Source organism: Paraburkholderia bryophila (assembly GCF_013409255.1).
Classification (GTDB): Bacteria; Pseudomonadota; Gammaproteobacteria; order Burkholderiales; family Burkholderiaceae; genus Paraburkholderia.
Window position 1 is genome coordinate 3,664,458 of record NZ_JACCAS010000001.1, and the last position, 16,601, is coordinate 3,681,058.

A 16,601-nucleotide genomic window follows, 5' to 3' on the forward strand; every position below is an offset into this window, starting at 1 on the left:
GCGTCGAGGGGGCCGCGTCGACTGCCGAGGTGAATCTTGCGCTGCACGTCGAGACGACGGCGCTGCAAAGACGACCACGGCGCGAGCGGGCAAACCCTGACTCTCGCTTGTCACGGGAGGCGCGCACAACCGTCCGATTATGCCATGGGTTTTTCTGCTCAAGACCCGAATAAAGCCTGCACGCGTGCGAGATCGGCGGGTGTGTCGACGCCGGGCAGCGGCGCGTTGTCGGTGACGCGCACCGCGATGCGCTCGCCATGCCACATGGCGCGCAATTGTTCGAGCGCTTCGACCTGTTCGATTGGCGAGATCGCGAGCGTGGGGTAGGTGCGCAGGAATTGCGCGCGATACGCATACAGCCCGATATGCCGGTAGACGACCGCGGGGGCCGGCGGCGTGGGCATCGACGCGACATTCGGCCAATGCGGCTGGTAAGCGTCGCGCGACCAGGGAATCGGCGCACGCGAAAAGTACAGCGCCACGCCGCGCGCGTCGAGCACGACCTTGACGACGTTCGGGTTGAAGATTTCAGCCGGGTCGGTGATCGGATGCGCGGCGGTGGCGATCGCGCAGCCGTGGCTCGCCGCGAGGTGCGACGCAACGCCGCACACCAGCGCCGGATCGATCAGCGGTTCGTCGCCCTGCACGTTGACGACGATCGTGTCGTCGCTCCAGCCGAACTGCGCGGCGACTTCCGCGAGACGGTCCGTGCCCGACGGATGATCGGCGCGCGTGAGCACGGCTTCGAAGCCGTGGTCGCGAGCCGCGTCGAGCACCGCTTGCGCGTCTGAGGCGATCAGCACCTGCTGGGCGCCCGATTCGCGTGCACGTTCGGCGACCCGCACCACCATCGGCTTGCCGCCGATGTCGGCGAGCGGCTTGTTCGGCAGACGCGTCGAAGCGAGCCGGGCCGGCACGACGGCGATGAACGGGGGAGTGGTGGCGTTGGCTTGGGTCATCGGAAGATTGACGCGTTACGCCACCGAACCCGGATTCAGATCGACCGGTGTGCCTTCCACGGTCTGCCGTGCTTCGTCGACCAGCATGACGGGAATGCCGTCGCGGATCGGATAAGCCAACTTGTCCGCGTTGCAGATCAGTTCCTGCGCGGCGCGGTCGTAGCTGAGCGGGCCCTTGCAGATCGGGCAGACGAGAATTTCAAGCAGGCGAGCGTCCACGGACTTTCTCCACAACTAATGCAATGAGGCGATGATCGAGCGCGGCTTCGACCGGGACAACCCAGATGCGCGCGTCGTGCCAGGACCCTAATTTTACCGCATCCTTTTCCGTTATCAGGATCGTGTCGGCGTCCACGTCGGTAAATGGATTGCGCTCGAACGCGTAGTGATCGGGCAGCGCGCGGGTGGCCGGCGCGAGACCGGCGGCGCGCAACGTCGCGAAAAAGCGCTCGGGCGCGCCGATGCCGGCCGCGGCCAGCACGCGCTCGCCGCTGAATTGCGCGAGCGGACGACGCAGCGCGGGATTGTCCAGGTGCCAGGCGTCGGCGGGGGCGAGTGGCAACGCGAAGGTGTTCGGCCACGCGGGCAAGGTGCGCGCATACGGATCGTTGACGAGCGTCGCATCGCGACGGCGCGACAGCGGCTCGCGCAGCGGACCGGCCGGCAGCAGAAAGCCGTTGCCGCCGAGCCGGTGGTCGAACACCACGAGTTCTGCGTCGCGCTTCAGGCGGTAATGCTGCAAGCCGTCGTCGCTGACAATCACGTCGACTTCGCGATGCGCGGCGCACAGCGCCTGCGCGGCGGCCACGCGGTCCGGACAGACCCACACCGGCGCACCGGTGCGACGCGCGATCAGCAACGGTTCGTCGCCGCCGACGTTCGCCGCCGAAGCCGGCGTGACCGGCGTCGGCGCTTTCACGCGCGCGCCGTAGCCGCGCGACACCACGCCGGGGGTGAAGCCCGCGGCGCGCAAGGCTTCCACCAGCGCGATCACGGTCGGCGTCTTGCCGGTGCCGCCGACGGTCACATTGCCGACCACCACGACCGGCACGCCGACGCGCACGGATTTGAGCCAGCCGAGGGAAAACGCGGCGCGGCGCGCGGCGGCGATCACGCCGAACACGCAGGCGAAGGGCGTCAGCGCCCATGCGAGCGGGCCGCGCTGCTGCCATTCGCGCGCGAGGCGTGCTTCGAGGCGGTCGTTGAAGTCGCTCATGGGCAAGTCGTGTGGACGAACAGCGCGCTGTCCGCCGAAGCGGGCCGGCGCGGCGGCATCAAGGCGTCGGCCGCAAGACGGGACGTCAGGCCGGACATACTACGCGGGGTCAGCATCAACGCGGTTCTCCGGACGATCAAAAAGTGAGGCGGAAACACTCCAGCAGCAGCGGGTGACAACCGGTGACGACCAGCGGCAGAGCCTCGCTCATCCACGCAGTGCACCGCGCTTCGCTGGGCTTACGGTTTGCCGTCAGAACCCACCACTCTAGCGCGCGAGCGTCCAGCCCGGCAAGTCGCCCGACTTGACAAAGACGCGAATTCAGCCCTTCTCACGCGCTTCGCAGCCTGTGGATAACTTTGTGGAGAACCTGCCGCCCAACCGGCCGAGAAGGCCGTTCCGAGCGCTCCGCATCGGCAATGATTCTCTTTAACGAGATATAAATGCTATATAAATCAACGGGATGATTCGAGTTTCCGCGCTCTGGCGGGCGCTCTGGCGGGATTCGTCAGGCGTTTCCCGCCATGTGGACACTTTTAACAATTCACCCGCCGCGCTGGACGCGGATGGCCGCTCGGTCTATCGTCTGTCCGGCCAGTCACAGACATTCCTCGCATGAATCCCGAAAGCCCTTTTTCTTCGTCCGCTGCGCCCGGCGGTGAGGTCGTCGTGCCCGTTTCCGCGCTCAATCGCGCGATCGGCACGATGCTCGAACGCTCTTTTCCGCTCGTCTGGGTGGCGGGCGAAGTGTCGAACTTCACGCGCGCCGCGAGCGGCCACTGGTACTTCTCGATCAAGGACGCGCAAGCGCAGATGCGTTGCGTGATGTTCCGCGGCCGAGCGCAATACGCCGAGTTCACGCCGCGCGAAGGCGACCGCATCGAAGTGCGCGCACTCGTGACGATGTACGAGCCGCGCGGCGAGTTGCAACTGAATGTGGAAGCGGTGCGCCGCACCGGACAAGGGCGGCTTTACGAAGCGTTCTTGCGTCTGAAAGCGCAGCTCGAAGCGGAAGGGCTCTTCGCCGCCGAACGCAAACGCGCGCTGCCATCGCATCCGCGATCGATCGGCATCGTCACGTCGCTACAGGCCGCCGCGTTGCGCGACGTGCTGACCACGCTGTCGCGCCGTGCGCCGCATATTCCGGTGATCGTCTATCCGGCGCCGGTGCAGGGCGTGGGTGTCAGCGCCAAACTCGCGGCGATGGTCGACGCCGCCAATGCGCGCCGCGAAGTCGACGTGCTGATCGTGTGCCGCGGCGGCGGTTCGATCGAAGATCTGTGGGCCTTCAACGAAGAAGTGCTGGCGCGCGCGATCGCCGAAAGCGCGATCCCGGTGGTGAGCGGCGTCGGTCACGAAACCGATTTCACGATCGCCGATTTCGCCGCCGACGTGCGCGCGCCGACCCCAACCGGCGCCGCCGAACTCGTCAGCCCGCAACGCGTGCTCTTGCTGCGCGAACTCGATCAGCGGCATGCCACGCTCGCGCGCGACTTTGGCCGCATGATGGAGCGGCGTGCCCAGCAACTCGACTGGCTCGCGCGCCGGCTGGTGTCGCCGGCCGAGCGTCTGACGCGGCAACGCACGCATTTGCAGCAGTTGAGCGTGCGGCTTGCGTCGGCGGGCGCGCGCCCCGTGCGCGACGCGCGAGCGCGGTTTTCGCTGTTGCAGATGCGCTGGCAGCGCTGGCGTCCCGATCTCGCCGCGCATCAGGCGAAGCTGGGCAATCTCACGCAACGTCTGGACGCGGCATTGTTACGCCAGCATGAACGTCAGAGCGCGAAGATCGGCACGCTTGCCGCGCGGCTCGAAGTGCTGAGCCCGCAGCGCACGCTGGAGCGCGGCTATGCGGCGGTGCTCGATGCGCAGAACGGTCGCGCGGTGCGCGCGCCGTCGTCGTTGAAGCCGGGGCGGCGTCTCACCGTGCATCTCGCGGAAGGGTCCGCGGATATCGCAATCGCCGACGTGCAAGCCCGCCTCACCGACGGTTTCTGAGCCATCGCCGAAGGTCCTCGAACGCTGCATTTTCGACCGCCGAGAAGGGCGGGCACATCGCGTGCGACAGCACTAATTACGCGCTATGTGCGGCATGTTCGCCGATGCCGGGCATAAAGTCCGTTGGTTTGCGGGGTTATTCCAACTCGCCTACAATCGAGTGCTCAAAAGTGTAGTCCGCAGACTCCCCCACAACAGATACAGACAAAGGAAAGCACCATGGAACATACGCTCCCGCCGCTGCCGTTCGCGAAAAACGCACTCGTCCCGCATATGTCGGAAGAGACGCTCGAGTTCCACTACGGCAAGCATCACCAGACCTATGTGACTAACCTGAACAATCTGATCAAGGGCACGGAGTTCGAGAACCTGTCGCTTGAAGAGATCGTCAAGAAGGCAACGGGTGGCCTGTTCAACAACGCCGCTCAAGTGTGGAACCACACGTTCTTCTGGAACAGCCTGTCGCCGCAAGGTGGCGGTGCACCGACCGGCGCACTGGCCGACGCGATCAACGCCAAGTGGGGTTCGTTCGACAAGTTCAAGGAAGAGTTCGCTAAAACCGCTGTCGGCACGTTCGGCTCGGGTTGGGCATGGCTGGTGAAGAAGGCTGACGGTTCGCTCGACCTCGTGTCGACCAGCAACGCCGCTACGCCGCTGACCACCGACGCGAAGGCACTGCTGACGATCGACGTGTGGGAACACGCGTACTACATCGACTACCGCAATGCGCGTCCGAAGTTCGTCGAAGCGTTCTGGAACATCGCCAACTGGGAATTCGCGTCGAAGAACTTCGCGTGAGATTGCCGGTTGTATGTTCGGTCGTAATAAAGCCTTGAAAAAAACAATAAAGTTGTGATAGCACGAGGGCTCGGGCAACAATAAAGTTGTGACAGGTCCTTCAGCAGATGGCCCCGGTTTGTCAAAACCGGGGCCTTTGTGTTTGGGGTGCGAGGACCGATGCCGTGTCTAGACTCATGCGCCGTGAAGCGTTTGCAGCGAGGGATCATGCTCGCAAGTCTGCTCCATCGCTGATGGTTCGCCCCACTAATGCTCAGTATTCGATGTACATCCCAAGTCCAGGGACGGGGATGCAGCGATGAAACTCAATCGGCTTCCGTCGGGCTCTTGCCTTTGTGAGGTCGACTTTAGAACCTTCTTGACGCTTTACGCTACCCGGCAAGAAAATTGTTCGTCAGGGTTGCTTGATTCGCGAGGCGAACCGGTTTTGGCTGATGCCTGAAGTTGATCTTCGCAAAATGCTGCCAGCAATACCCTATTGTAGATTCGCTCGGATGGGCAGTCAGAGACACGTTCAGCAGCTGCTCGCTGCGTCCGAAACGTAAAGGACTCAATATGCTCCTATTTCTGGATACTGAGTACACCGGGCTTGGTCAGCGGTCGCCGCAGCTTATCAGTCTAGGAATCGTCGCCGAGGACGCAAGCCGTGAGTTCTATATCGAGCTTGCGGATATGTGGCGAACTGAGGATTGCTCTGACTTTGTGAGGGGCAGGGTTTTGCCGCTACTAGAGGGCATGTCTCTTCCGTTCCTGCAAGCCCGAGCTCGGCTGCGTGATTGGTTTTTGAACGCCCCACGTGCAGTGCAAATAGCGTGTGACTCGGGCACAGATTTTCGGTTTTTGCTTGAACTGCTGGGCAGCCCCCTTCCAGCGAATTTGGCGGCCACGTACTTTGACTTGCGGCCCTTGATTGATACAGGCGTCTACGACCGGACGGTGTCGAACTGCTATCAACATGACAATCGGATACATCACGCCCTAGTCGATGCACGAGCGTATCGCAAAGGTTGGCTCGCATGGATGGACGAGCGAAAAGCCGCTCGCAATTTGGGTGGCCGAGGCGGTGACGCACCGCTGATCGTTGGACCTTGAAATTTAAAACGGCGGCATACCTGCAAGTGCTACACGGAAAGCAAACCGATAGGCGCGGGAAACGAAAATTGCTGGACTATGGAATCTAAACGGATTCGTGAACCCAAAAATGTTGCAGGGAAACGAAATTAGCGAGACTGGGCCGCTAATTGATGAGAGTGTAAAACGGAAATCGTGGGAGTACGTGGACTCGGGTGGAAGCAAAGGTCGGGTTGACGATAAGGGCCACCGCCCCAGACCGCTGTTACTGCAAGGCGTCCGACCGAGGTCGCACCCTGCTCATGTCTGCCATTTAGGCCGGCGCCCTCGTAACGGTCGGTTCCGTGGTTCAGCGGGCGTTCATCCCGTCTAAGTGGTTGTAAGTTATTGACCATTCCCATCATTCGAATATGGGTTTTGGTGAGGCGGCTACCGCTTGCGTTCCCGACGCTCGCCGACGTGGTGAGTGGCAGGTCTCATGGACGCCGAACTCCTACTTTCGACCTTCAGCGTGAAGGGGCGAACGCGTGAAATCGGCCATATAGGTCTCTTGCCCTTCGCCCAATAATGACTGATTCACGCGCGATACCAGATGCATCAATCAGGCTGACTGCTTTTCTGTCGCCCTTGTTCTCCGTCGAGTCTGCCGCGTAGAAGATTCAAGACGAACCTCCTCTACGGTCTTACCGTCCAGCTTTGGCAACCTCGGCATCCATCGACGGTAAAACGACCGTTCGTCACCGACGAGCACCAATCGCGATCCGATGGTCTGACGCACCGCCAAGTCTGCAATTGAGAATGCGCGCGCGAGCCATGGTCGAAGCTTGGACTTGAGCATCAACGCGCCGTCTCCCCACGACGAATCTGTTGCGACTGCACGGCACATGCGCCTTACTTCGTCCGAAACCGAGATATCGTCTTCTCCGAAGCACAACTTGTTTTGTCTCATCCCGAAATGGGCAACGACGTTGGGAATTGTTAAGCGTCGCCCGACTTTTCCGATGCCAGCTTCAATTACGCTGAGCTTGTCGAAGCACTCACAAATGGCATGCCATTCACGTTCATCCAACGCGAGGTATTGCTTGTGTCCGCTCCGCTCAAGTTTTCGCTGCGCCCAAACTATCGTGACGAATATATCTCGGAACCACCGTTGAACCTCCGTCCGAAGTGGAAACAACAAACCACCACGCTTACTCAGCTCATCTGGATCCAAGTAAACGCCATCAATCAGTCCGGCAGCTTTCACCCTCTCTGGAATAGGCCGAAATTCACCTTCCCGGTATAGCTGCCCCTTTGCCGTATTCAACCAAGGCAGGCTGCCATCAGAATCAATCGAGTAGCTACTACCGTTCCTTATCTCCATATGGTTTCGAAAGAATCCGATAGCCTCCTCGACAGCTTGGTAGGTAATCCAGTCGTCGCCATCGCTCCCGAGCGTATTCCTCACCGCTTCAGCAACGCGTGCATCAAGTTCAGATCTTGGGACGACCACCGCTCCTTGCCAGTCGGCCGCCAAGGTCCGAATCTCGCCAGCATCGATATATAGTACGTCGGTGCAAATCCTCGGATCCGCACCGTTCATCTCAATCCGCTTTACGATCGCCTGCAATTTCTCCAGCACAGACTCAAGCCGCGATGAAATGACTCTAGCTGAGGAATTGAAAGCGCCTTGCAGCATGAGCGCGTCTACAACAAAATTACTCTCTTTGCTGTTGCAACGAGGGCACGACAACTTTAGATTGAGCAGATTATCGACATCCAGATAGGAAAAGTACTTTTCCATCAACGTTGGATGGCTTCGCGCGATTATGTGCGCGACGTGGAAATTACCTCGTTCAATCTGCCGGTGGCAAGTGGCGCACTCTCCCCCGTACAGATGAAATACTACCGATCGACAGTGCGGCTTGCCATAAAATCCGTTGTACTGAACGAAATCTTCTTGACGAAGAACACGGCTCATTCAAATCTCCTGAAAGCTCCATCCGACGAAGACGTCCATCGACAGAAGTCCCAGCATCCTCCGAAACACGCCTATGTCGCTCCTGAGACCGACTGGGCTCACCGGCGTTGATGCGAAGACGATTGAGTTAGACAAAACTCTGCGGTTGCGCGCGCCTGTCGGAGACGCAAAGCAGCGAACAATGTAGCTCGCTAAAGTTATATTGTCCCCGCGACGTGCGCGGGGACGATCAGAGCTTCACTCCTTCGCGGTAAGCCTGAAAAAGCCGCGTTGTTTCCGTTCCCCTTCATTGAGGAAACCCCTTCGCGCGAGCTGGGTACAGGCTCGATTCACATCCCATGGCACTTCTTCCAACGCCTCGGCTAGCGTTGTGAAGTGCTGCCACTCATTCGTGCACAAGGGCAGCACACGTTGGCACAATTCGATTTCATCCTCGACCACAACTTCTTCGCCGTCATCCGAGCCGTCGCACCAAAGGATGGTGTGATGCCAGATGATGAAGTGGCTCTGGCAACCCGTGTCCCGCCAAACCGACGGGAACACCGACAACTGATTGCGTTTTCGGTAGTAGCGCCACGCTTTATCCGTACGCGGATCAAGATTGATCGTGAGCGTTTCGCTACAACCATCGGGGCATGCCAGCACCAGTGACCGAGGCACTCCCCGGTTCACAAGAACAAAATCCCCCGGCCTTTCCAGTAACGCGTCTGCCGCATGTCGGTGTGTGACGGTCCCCCGGTCGCGAACTCGCAGTGCCTTAGCCACGATTCCTCTTCCTGATAATTTCTTCGATAAGCTTCGCGCCAAGTTCCAACGCGACGACGCGACGGCCCCTGTCTGCTTCGGATGTCGCCGGAAATTTGCACCAGCGCCACATCGCGACAACGAGTGCAATCGGATACTCCAAACTATCGCTCTGCTCATAAATGCCGAACGCCCTAATGCGCTGAAGACACCCAAAAAGCCAAGAGTCTGGCTTCGGCTCCAGTTCTGCACGAGGGCTGCTCAGTATCGCATCCAGAGTGTAGTACGGAGCTATTTCACTCCTCCATTCTGGCTGGTCAAAGACGTCCGGTCCGTCCTCGAGTCCTCGATAAGTGAAGACAAGTGCAACCTCAAGCATCGCTACGTCGAAGCACAGCGGTGCGCCCATCCCCACTTCGGTATCCCCCTTGACCGCACCGAGGTCAATCAGGATTGCGTCATCCCCTCGCACCCGAACATTCTCGCCATGCAGGTCGCCATGTATTGTCGCGACACGATGCGGAAATTTAACATCCTGCAAGAGTTGCCAGAGCGCCACCGGGTTGATCTGCTCCCGTTGGATTGGTTCTGAGTCGAGATACTCCTGCTGAATTTCTTGAGGGGAGATCATCTGCAACCGCTCAGCCGCAGTAACGAGCGGCTCCTCCGACATGATGGTCTGTCTTGCCCGGTCCCGCCATCGATGCAGTGTCCGGTTGAAGAGGTTCGAGATGGCAGGCTCGGCGCGCCCAGCGCGTGCAGCATCAAGCATGGACTCTGATTTGTCCACGAAATCGGCAACATACACGGCCTTATGGAACCCCTCAACGAATCTTTCAAGGTTCGGCCGCAACTCAAACGGAACAAACGGAGAGACCACTTCCATCGCGCGGACCTCTCTCGCCAACGGCTCGCGCTTATTGATTTTCACGAGCCGAGGCTGCGTCAAGTGGGCAACCGAGCTCTCGGCCTCCAGGCGCTTCTCGTACGCCATGAACACCTTCGAACCGGAGAAACCAGGAGCGATCTTGCGCAAGTGTATTTCCTGCGCCTTCGGGAAGGCCCGGTCGACAAGGCGTCGCTCGTCCTCTGTCAGTTTTTCCTCCGGGCCAATTTCCTTAATGTGGCAACCCTTCCACTTCGGCCCATGTTCGAACCGAATGATATGGTCAAAATGTATCCCTTTTAGATTGGGCGCGAAGCGAACCTCTCTGTCCCACGGATAGCTGGGGCTCACCTGCACGAGAGCCTGCTCGCGAATCCGCAGTCGTTCCGCCCGGTCCTCCGCCAGGAACACAATGCGGATGCCGTGTTCGATGAACCTCGGAATCAGCTTGCAGACTGCTGCAATCTCATTCGAGTCTGCTGACAGTTGGTTGACGACAACGACCGATGTCGTGCCCAGCAACGGGTCATTCACGGAGTCGGACGCTGGGTTCTCCATGATCTGGAATCCGCGAATTTCGAGCTTCTCCCGCGTGCCAGGCAGTGGTGCAACGCCATACCAGATAATGTTGGTTGCGACGCTCACAGGCCCTCCGCAGGAAGAAAGGTCAGGCGGCGCGAGTCACCCGCACCAACAACGCCATCTGCGCCGCATACGCCGCAATCCTGCTGCGGTGAGGTCCTGAGCAGTCGGACGGTGCCGGCTACACCGTCGTATGACTGCCAACGCGCACGGGCTGGAATTGCGGTGAATGCGCCGAGAAGCATCGTCACAGCCAATGACACTATCGCGCTGTTGAGCGAAATAACCGCAGGCTGTTTCACGCCGCCTTCGTTGAAATACGGGTCAGCGGCGCGCTGAGCTTCCGTCATCAACTCCTCGCGAATACGCCGCGGGTCAAGAGCGTTGCTGCACACGAGGCAAGGCAACCCGGGCGCGAGCATTTGTGTGCGCCCCGTCATTGCGTGGACCTCGCCGTCGCGCGTGTTGATGCCAACGCCGACGTCGATCGCAGGCACGAGGTATTGATAGGCAAACTCGGAAACAAACGCCCGGCTCGAATGGGAATCGGTGCAAATGAAGATGCAGTCGGCGTTTCGCAGCAGCGCCGACGCCCCATCGGAGATCACTGAGCCGATATAGCAGCTGACGCGCACTTTAGGGTTGATGAGTTCAAGCATCTGCGCTGCCACGTTCACCTTCTTTTGGCCTACGGACTTCTCCACCGTTCCGACCACGCGATTCAGATTGGTTTTCTCGATCACGTCGGAATCGATGAGCACGAACGAACCCACGCCCAGATGCGCCAGTTGCTGCGCAGCAACAGACCCGGTTCCGCCTAGGCCGACAATTGCGACCGTCATCGAGCTGAGAATCGCCTGACCTTCCTCGCCGAATGCCCGCATCTGGCGGTCATAGCGCTCGTCCTGCTGGATTTCACCCGCACGGCCAGGGAGCAGCACCTCTGCACCGACCACGCGTACATCGACGCGCTCGGTGGCGGCAAACTTCCGCGCGATGAGTTGGCCGTTGCAAAGCACGACTGAAAAGCAGTCATGCTCCGGGTTACGGTCGCGCATGAACCCCAGCAGACCAGCTTCGGTCTCGTCATCGACGGGGGAAAAGTCGCTGTAGCCCGAGGGGTGGGTATGCAGAACCGCGAGCGAAAATCCGTCCTCACGCGCGCGCCTCGTTACGCGCGTGAGGAATTGCGGCGCAAATGTGATCTCGATAGCCGAGGCGCGCAGACAGTCTTCGGGCTGAGCGAGCTCGACCTTTCTGACCAGGTAGCGGTCCCCGACAAGGTCTCGCGTCAGGTAGAGGACGGCTCCGCGCTCAACATCAGCGCCCAGAGACTCAGTGAGATAATAAAGCGTCGGTGCACTGATGACGAGCTCGCTCATTGCACCGCCTTAAAACGATTGAGGATAACGTTCACGTACGTCGTCAGGGTGCACTTCGACGCGTTCCACGACTGATTAACGTGCCACGAAAACCACAACGTGTTCGTGTCCAGTTGGCCCGGCATCGTTTGCCCGACCCCCGTGTTCTGCGGCATCCCACCGTTTTTCAGGCGAAGCGAGCTATCGGCCCAGAAGCAGTCCGGTGCTGAATATGGGTAGCCATTCGGAACGATGAAGCGCACTTCGGTGGATGGCTGCGACCAGCCGTCGGGCAAAGGCACCTGCGGAATCCGTATCAGGAACATGCCCCCGCCTACCGACGTCAGCGTTGCCCCAGGGTACATCCGCTGCACGTCGGAGAATTGTTCCTCGACGCTCTTCATACGCCACCAAACGTTGCCGGAGGGACGATCGTGAAGTGCGCCGGCGCTACGCGCCCTTTGAACTCAACCACGGTCGCAGGATGAATCACCTCGTCCGGCTCGGAACCCTCGCCCTCAAGCACGAGCGAATTCGCCGGATCCCAGCCCGGAATCATGGCGGTGATCTGCGCACCGGTCAGATGCTCGTATTCGGTCTTGTACTCGACGCCGTCGACGTAGAAGACGTAGAGCGGAGGCGGAGGAGGCCGCTTGTGCGTGCGCAGATGTTCGATACCTTGCTTGCCCAGCTCGAAGACGCCGCCCGACTTCAAGACTGCGTTGTTGGCATCGTCGCGAATCCACACTAGGTCATTGTCTTCCGACACGTTGGCGAGATGGCGGATCTGTTCGACGGGAATCGTGTGTTCGCCCCAGAAAACCGAATGCTCGTTCACCGTGAATTCGAATGCCTCGCCGCCTTCGAACGCGAAAAATTCGGCGTGCCCGTCGCCGACGTTCAGAATGTCGTCCGACGCCACAACGCGCGAACCGAACTTGCTGCGCTGGATCAGCAGGTAGTCATCGGCCGGCTCATACCCGGCGTCCGCCAGAATCTGCGCGCTAGTCGGCGTCGGGTCGTCCGAGCTCGCCGGCTTCCCGTTAATCAGATACTTAAAATCTTGGTTTGCTTCAGCCATGTTGGTCACCTCGGATATTGAATGGCTATGCCCCCCGTCTACCCCGTGCCACGCATGCTGCACTGCAACGCAGGTTTTAACCTACGGCGGACTTCGACGAGTACAATTTCATGATACAACAAACAAACGCGATGGATCAAGTTTCTTTACGTATCGAGGACTAGCATGAACGAATTATCTCCAAAGAAGCGCTGGGGTATAGAGCAACGTCTTGAATTTATTGACTTTACAGTGTATTGGCAGGGGGCGATCAATCGGTCCCACATCATCGACCACTTCGGTGTCTCCGCCCAGCAGGCATCGAATGATCTGACCGAGTACCAGAAAGTCGCACCCGAGAACCTCCGTTACGACCTCAGTTCGAAACGCTACCTCGCCACCGAAGGCTTTCATTGCGCCTTCATAAAGCCAGACGCTGAACGCTACCTCGCCCAGTTGGGGGCGTTGACTGCGAACACCGTCAACAAGGAGGAGACGTGGCTAGGCGACGCCCCTATTACAGCCACGCTGCCCATACCGACCCGGCGCGTTAATGCGCCTTTGCTGCGTGCCGTGCTAAAAGCGATCCGGTCGAATCAGTCTCTCGAGATTGAATATCAGTCGCTCAGCAGCGCCGGTCCCACCGCCGTTTGGCGTCGCATTACGCCGCACGCATTCGCATCGGACGGATTCAGGTGGCACATGCGAGCTTTTTGCCACCGCGACAGTCAATTCAAGGATTTTCTTCTGTCTAGATGCCGCGATGCGCGCGATGAGCAAGCCCCAGGTGCGAACGCCGCCGATGACAAGTTATGGCACACAAACTTTGCTGTGGAGCTCGTGCCAAACCCTCACTTATCTGAGTGGGAGCAGAAGGCAATCGAGCTTGACTACGGCATGTTCAACGGACGCGTGGTTCTGCAGGTACGCATGGCGATGCTCTATTACTTCGACAAACGAATGCGAAACGAATTTGCGCTACGAGGACCAATCACGCTGACTGACGACCCTAAGCAAACGCCTGTTGTCATTGCAAATTTAGAAGAATATGAAAAGGCGAAGGCTTCAGTCGGTGCATAGCTGGCATCGAGCAAGGCTCACTTTTTCAATTCAGAACTCACGTGCTTTTCGCTCGTCAACTACACAGACTGCCCATCGGAAAGCAGCGCCTAGCGACACTGGCGGTAAAGCAGCGTGGATTGCTTTGCTGGATGATCTCTACGACAGGGGAGCGTTTCCGAAAGTTGCGATTGCTGTTTTGCGAACGTATCGAAAGATCGGGAAAATCTGCGTCGTTATGGCAAATCAGAAGTAGCTATGCCTACTGCATTCATTGCTGGCGCGATCACTATCAACTATCTGCCGCCGGTGCGCATGCCGCGAATCGACAACATCACCGGTTTGGGATTTGAGGTCATCGTTGGTGATGCGAATGGCGTTGATAGATTGTTCCAGAAATTTGATGGGTCACGCGGTCAAGAATGTGACGATGCTATTTCCGTGAGGCTGAGTGCAGCTAACATCGACCGATGGACCACGACATCGGAAAGCAGCCGTTCAACGCTGCATTTGGCCTAGGAGGCGTTCCACGCGGCACCACCGGGGGCGTGGGACGCCATCACAGCAAGAACACTGGCAGTGACTTCTCTCGCCGCATGGAAGAAGTTGCGGCGGACAATTTTTCCCGTTAGAGATTCGCTTATTAAAATGATTTTTTTAAATCATTATTAAGGTTTCCTGATGAAAAATAAAAGTCTTCTCGACAGTGAACATTAGAGAGCGTATGTTTCTACGAAACCTTAATCGGTTCCTCTGGTGCCTATGTCGACACACGCCACTCCCAGTGAATTCGGGAACTGCTTGATTCTTCTCCGTCGAAGCCGGGGGATGAATCAAATGGACGTTGCACACCGACTTGGATGCAGCAGAGCTTTCGTCAGCCAGCTCGAACGCGGGCTAAAGGCTCCGGGACCAAAACTGCTCGATCGCCTTTCAATAGCACTCGGCCTTCCCGTTCGGGAAAGCGTACAACTGTCGGAGATGGCGGCACTTTCACGTGGATCGATTCCGATTCCATCGAGCATGCCCCTATCTGTTCGCCGAAAGATTTTCCATCTGTGTCGGGTCGATCGCGCGCCGTCAACTGAAGACTGGACCAAGCTCGAAGACTGCTTGGCCGCGCTGCTCACCGATTCCAACGATGCGGCCTAGTTCAGGGAGGAACTTCTAACGTCAGAAACGCAAAAGCCAACCAAACCCTTTGCAGGCCTGATCGGCTTCTTTGTGGTGACAGAGCGTACTGCCGCCTTGGACATCGTCAGTATCGTTCTCTCATTCCTAGGAGTCAAGCCCTTTGCGTCCCCGCAGTTCCTGATCCCTAATGGCGTCGGGAGCGATGCCGCCTGTCCGCAATTATGGGTTACGTCAGTGCCTTTCGAGCGATCGCGGCGCGTCCAGCGCACGGTCGCGATCCAGATACATTGGAAGAGGCGAACGATGCATCGATGCGAAATGGTGATAAAGCAGTACATCGTCGACGGACGTGGCACCGGACACGGCGTGAATTATCAGCCCTGGCTTCAGATATCCCGACGAGGTGTTCCGTCCAACGGAAATCTCGTATTCCGGCCATTGCCCGTCGGACGACACGGGCATTTCCTATCACGCAATGAATGGCACATGGCGATGTGGTTACTCTGGCTTGGGGCAGATGATTTACGGGAGCAGTTTCCCCTTTGGCCGTTTGCACATCCACACCCGCTTCACGGCCGACCAGAATTGGCACAAAATCGATTGCCGTTCAGTTCGGGGACGCTGGCTATAGCGCGTCGGTTGGGTATAAGTCACGGCTATTTCTGCGGAACGCGGATACCCTACATCGGCACGACTGATCTGATGCTAACGACTTTCAGACAGGGGCGGTGCAGCGCTGTCGCGATCGCGTTGAAGCCCAAAGATATGCTAAGCCGTAGCGTCGAAATGCCCCAGCGAGTCCGGGAGCGCCTTGCGTTAGAGATGGCCTATTCGGCTGAACTCTCGATCCCGTGGACACTGTTGTCAGATGGGGAAATTTCAAGGCCGTTGCGGGAGGGACTCGAGCTGGCTGTCCGCGCGGTAGGACCGCAAATTGAGCCAAAAAAACAAGATGAATACGGCGTTGCACTTACAGAGTTACTTGAGGAAGGGTTAAGTGTTGAGGATGCTATCGGCAAGGCCCAACGCATTTTCAAAGTCGACAGGGCATCTGCCGTTGCCGCTTTTCACCACGGCATCTGGCACAGAACGATCCCAATTGATATTCGCGAACCTATCGTAATGAGTGAGCCTGCGAAATTGACAGATTTCGCATGGGCGTACCAGGCGGCTGCGAAGATCTTGGGAGGCAATGGTGAGTGAGCTGACACCAAATCAAGTTTTTCGAATGTCCTCTGGCGCCGTCGATGCCGAAGGACTGTATCGGATCCTCTGGGTTGACCACAGGTGCGGCGAAATTCTGATCATCCCGTTAGATCAACATCGAAGAAACGGTCCGAAGCGGGTCCCGTTAGAGCGGGTGACCACCGCGATTCAGAACGGCACGGCCGAACCGGCGACCGTGAAGGCAGATCCTCGAGCCCTAATGAGCGACGAGCAACTGGCGCTAGCATACCCGAGCAAGCGACTTGGGCAGCCGTCTTTTCCGGTGAAGTACCGTGCGGAATGGTGGTCCATTATCGAGCCTATAGTCGCGCAGGCTCATCGATATTTTGCGCGGCAGTGTTCACTAAACGACCTTGTCGAGCCGCGAGCAACCGAACGACGTGCCAGTGTGCATCGCATATATGAAGTGCTCTACCGCTTCTGGGCGGCTGGGTCCATTCCATCGGCAGTTCTACCGGCGACGTCGCGGTGCGGGGCGCGGGGTAGACCGCGTGCGGGTGGGGGCTTTTCGCTTGGCCGCAAGAAGTTGTTGATCGGGAGTGACTCGGC

16 protein-coding genes are annotated in these 16,601 nt (G+C 58.7%); 7 read left to right on the forward strand and 9 right to left on the reverse strand.

Translation table 11 applies throughout. The features are described 5' to 3' along the window. Positions 1-158: 158 nt before the first annotated feature. The 3 genes from kdsB to lpxK are packed head-to-tail and all read right to left on the reverse strand — an operon-like array spanning position 159 to position 2,175. Positions 159-959, reverse strand: a complete 801-nt coding sequence (gene kdsB / locus GGD40_RS16425) for a 3-deoxy-manno-octulosonate cytidylyltransferase (protein WP_179703228.1) — start codon at positions 957-959, stop codon at positions 159-161. Positions 960-974: 15 nt separating this feature from the next. After that, complete coding sequence (locus tag GGD40_RS16430; protein WP_007180583.1) at positions 975-1,178, reverse strand: Trm112 family protein; 204 nt, start codon at positions 1,176-1,178, stop codon at positions 975-977. Further along, a complete protein-coding gene (gene lpxK, locus GGD40_RS16435) occupies positions 1,159-2,175 on the reverse strand; it encodes a tetraacyldisaccharide 4'-kinase (RefSeq protein ID WP_179703229.1) in 1,017 nt (338 codons plus the stop codon). The genes GGD40_RS16430 and lpxK overlap by 20 nt, the downstream gene beginning before the upstream one ends. 615 nt (positions 2,176-2,790) lie before the next feature. Here lpxK and xseA point away from each other — a divergent pair. The 3 genes from xseA to GGD40_RS16450 all read left to right on the forward strand — a co-directional run bounded on the left by xseA (position 2,791) and on the right by GGD40_RS16450 (position 6,060). Next, positions 2,791-4,170 carry an exodeoxyribonuclease VII large subunit gene (gene xseA / locus GGD40_RS16440; protein ID WP_179744252.1) on the forward strand — a complete coding sequence of 460 codons (1,380 nt, stop codon included), beginning with the start codon at positions 2,791-2,793 and terminating at the stop codon, positions 4,168-4,170. 219 nt (positions 4,171-4,389) lie between these two features. After that, positions 4,390-4,968 carry a superoxide dismutase [Fe] gene (gene sodB / locus GGD40_RS16445; RefSeq protein ID WP_035548176.1) on the forward strand — a complete coding sequence of 193 codons (579 nt, stop codon included), beginning with the start codon at positions 4,390-4,392 and terminating at the stop codon, positions 4,966-4,968. Positions 4,969-5,523: 555 nt separating this feature from the next. Beyond that, on the forward strand, positions 5,524-6,060 hold the full coding sequence (locus GGD40_RS16450; RefSeq protein ID WP_179744253.1) for a hypothetical protein: 537 nt from the start codon (positions 5,524-5,526) through the stop codon (positions 6,058-6,060). 580 nt (positions 6,061-6,640) lie between these two features. On the opposite strand, the gene GGD40_RS16455 is transcribed toward GGD40_RS16450, so the two are convergent. The 6 genes from GGD40_RS16455 to GGD40_RS16480 all read right to left on the reverse strand — a co-directional run bounded on the left by GGD40_RS16455 (position 6,641) and on the right by GGD40_RS16480 (position 12,653). Beyond that, entirely contained in the window at positions 6,641-7,999 is a 1,359-nt protein-coding gene (locus GGD40_RS16455) for an HNH endonuclease (RefSeq protein WP_179744254.1), read from the reverse strand. 237 nt (positions 8,000-8,236) lie between these two features. Next, complete coding sequence (locus tag GGD40_RS16460) at positions 8,237-8,764, reverse strand: DUF6527 family protein (protein ID WP_179744255.1); 528 nt, start codon at positions 8,762-8,764, stop codon at positions 8,237-8,239. Further along, on the reverse strand, positions 8,757-10,274 hold the full coding sequence (locus GGD40_RS37350; RefSeq protein WP_179744256.1) for a hypothetical protein: 1,518 nt from the start codon (positions 10,272-10,274) through the stop codon (positions 8,757-8,759). Before GGD40_RS37350 ends, GGD40_RS16460 begins: the two co-directional genes overlap by 8 nt. After that, positions 10,271-11,593 carry a HesA/MoeB/ThiF family protein gene (locus GGD40_RS16470; protein ID WP_179744257.1) on the reverse strand — a complete coding sequence of 441 codons (1,323 nt, stop codon included), beginning with the start codon at positions 11,591-11,593 and terminating at the stop codon, positions 10,271-10,273. Before GGD40_RS16470 ends, GGD40_RS37350 begins: the two co-directional genes overlap by 4 nt. Continuing rightward, entirely contained in the window at positions 11,590-11,976 is a 387-nt protein-coding gene (locus GGD40_RS16475) for an E2/UBC family protein (RefSeq protein ID WP_179744258.1), read from the reverse strand. The genes GGD40_RS16470 and GGD40_RS16475 overlap by 4 nt, the downstream gene beginning before the upstream one ends. Then, the gene (locus GGD40_RS16480; RefSeq protein ID WP_179744259.1) at positions 11,973-12,653 is read right to left on the reverse strand and encodes a multiubiquitin domain-containing protein; all 681 of its coding nucleotides are present in this window, start codon (positions 12,651-12,653) and stop codon (positions 11,973-11,975) included. The genes GGD40_RS16475 and GGD40_RS16480 overlap by 4 nt, the downstream gene beginning before the upstream one ends. A 165-nt stretch (positions 12,654-12,818) precedes the next feature. Between GGD40_RS16480 and GGD40_RS16485 the strand changes: the two genes are divergently transcribed. From GGD40_RS16485 to GGD40_RS16500, 4 genes are all read left to right on the forward strand, one after another. Further along, positions 12,819-13,712, forward strand: a complete 894-nt coding sequence (locus tag GGD40_RS16485) for a WYL domain-containing protein (RefSeq protein WP_179744260.1) — start codon at positions 12,819-12,821, stop codon at positions 13,710-13,712. Positions 13,713-13,949: 237 nt separating this feature from the next. Beyond that, positions 13,950-14,210, forward strand: a complete 261-nt coding sequence (locus tag GGD40_RS16490; protein WP_179744261.1) for a hypothetical protein — start codon at positions 13,950-13,952, stop codon at positions 14,208-14,210. A gap of 243 nt (positions 14,211-14,453) precedes the next feature. After that, positions 14,454-14,843: a helix-turn-helix domain-containing protein gene (locus GGD40_RS16495; protein ID WP_257030419.1), complete on the forward strand. Its 390-nt coding sequence runs from the start codon at positions 14,454-14,456 to the stop codon at positions 14,841-14,843. A 684-nt stretch (positions 14,844-15,527) separates the two neighbouring features. Next, positions 15,528-16,028, forward strand: a complete 501-nt coding sequence (locus GGD40_RS16500) for a hypothetical protein (protein ID WP_306456581.1) — start codon at positions 15,528-15,530, stop codon at positions 16,026-16,028. Positions 16,029-16,601 lie beyond the last annotated feature (573 nt).

What these genes read in the sequence shown, in the direction of transcription:
- GGD40_RS16450 (WP_179744253.1), top strand. Translation starts at nt 5,524, where the DNA reads ATGCTCCTATTTCTGGATACTGAGTACACCGGGCTTGGTCAGCGGTCG.
- GGD40_RS16490 (WP_179744261.1), top strand. Translation starts at nt 13,950, where the DNA reads ATGCCTACTGCATTCATTGCTGGCGCGATCACTATCAACTATCTGCCG.
- GGD40_RS16485 (WP_179744260.1), top strand. Translation starts at nt 12,819, where the DNA reads ATGAACGAATTATCTCCAAAGAAGCGCTGGGGTATAGAGCAACGTCTT.
- GGD40_RS16480 (WP_179744259.1), bottom strand. Translation starts at nt 12,653, where the DNA reads ATGGCTGAAGCAAACCAAGATTTTAAGTATCTGATTAACGGGAAGCCG.
- GGD40_RS16470 (WP_179744257.1), bottom strand. Translation starts at nt 11,593, where the DNA reads ATGAGCGAGCTCGTCATCAGTGCACCGACGCTTTATTATCTCACTGAG.
- GGD40_RS16475 (WP_179744258.1), bottom strand. Translation starts at nt 11,976, where the DNA reads ATGAAGAGCGTCGAGGAACAATTCTCCGACGTGCAGCGGATGTACCCT.
- GGD40_RS16495 (WP_257030419.1), top strand. Translation starts at nt 14,454, where the DNA reads ATGTCGACACACGCCACTCCCAGTGAATTCGGGAACTGCTTGATTCTT.
- GGD40_RS16455 (WP_179744254.1), bottom strand. Translation starts at nt 7,999, where the DNA reads ATGAGCCGTGTTCTTCGTCAAGAAGATTTCGTTCAGTACAACGGATTT.
- kdsB (WP_179703228.1), bottom strand. Translation starts at nt 959, where the DNA reads ATGACCCAAGCCAACGCCACCACTCCCCCGTTCATCGCCGTCGTGCCG.
- xseA (WP_179744252.1), top strand. Translation starts at nt 2,791, where the DNA reads ATGAATCCCGAAAGCCCTTTTTCTTCGTCCGCTGCGCCCGGCGGTGAG.
- lpxK (WP_179703229.1), bottom strand. Translation starts at nt 2,175, where the DNA reads ATGAGCGACTTCAACGACCGCCTCGAAGCACGCCTCGCGCGCGAATGG.
- GGD40_RS16500 (WP_306456581.1), top strand. Translation starts at nt 15,528, where the DNA reads ATGCTAACGACTTTCAGACAGGGGCGGTGCAGCGCTGTCGCGATCGCG.
- sodB (WP_035548176.1), top strand. Translation starts at nt 4,390, where the DNA reads ATGGAACATACGCTCCCGCCGCTGCCGTTCGCGAAAAACGCACTCGTC.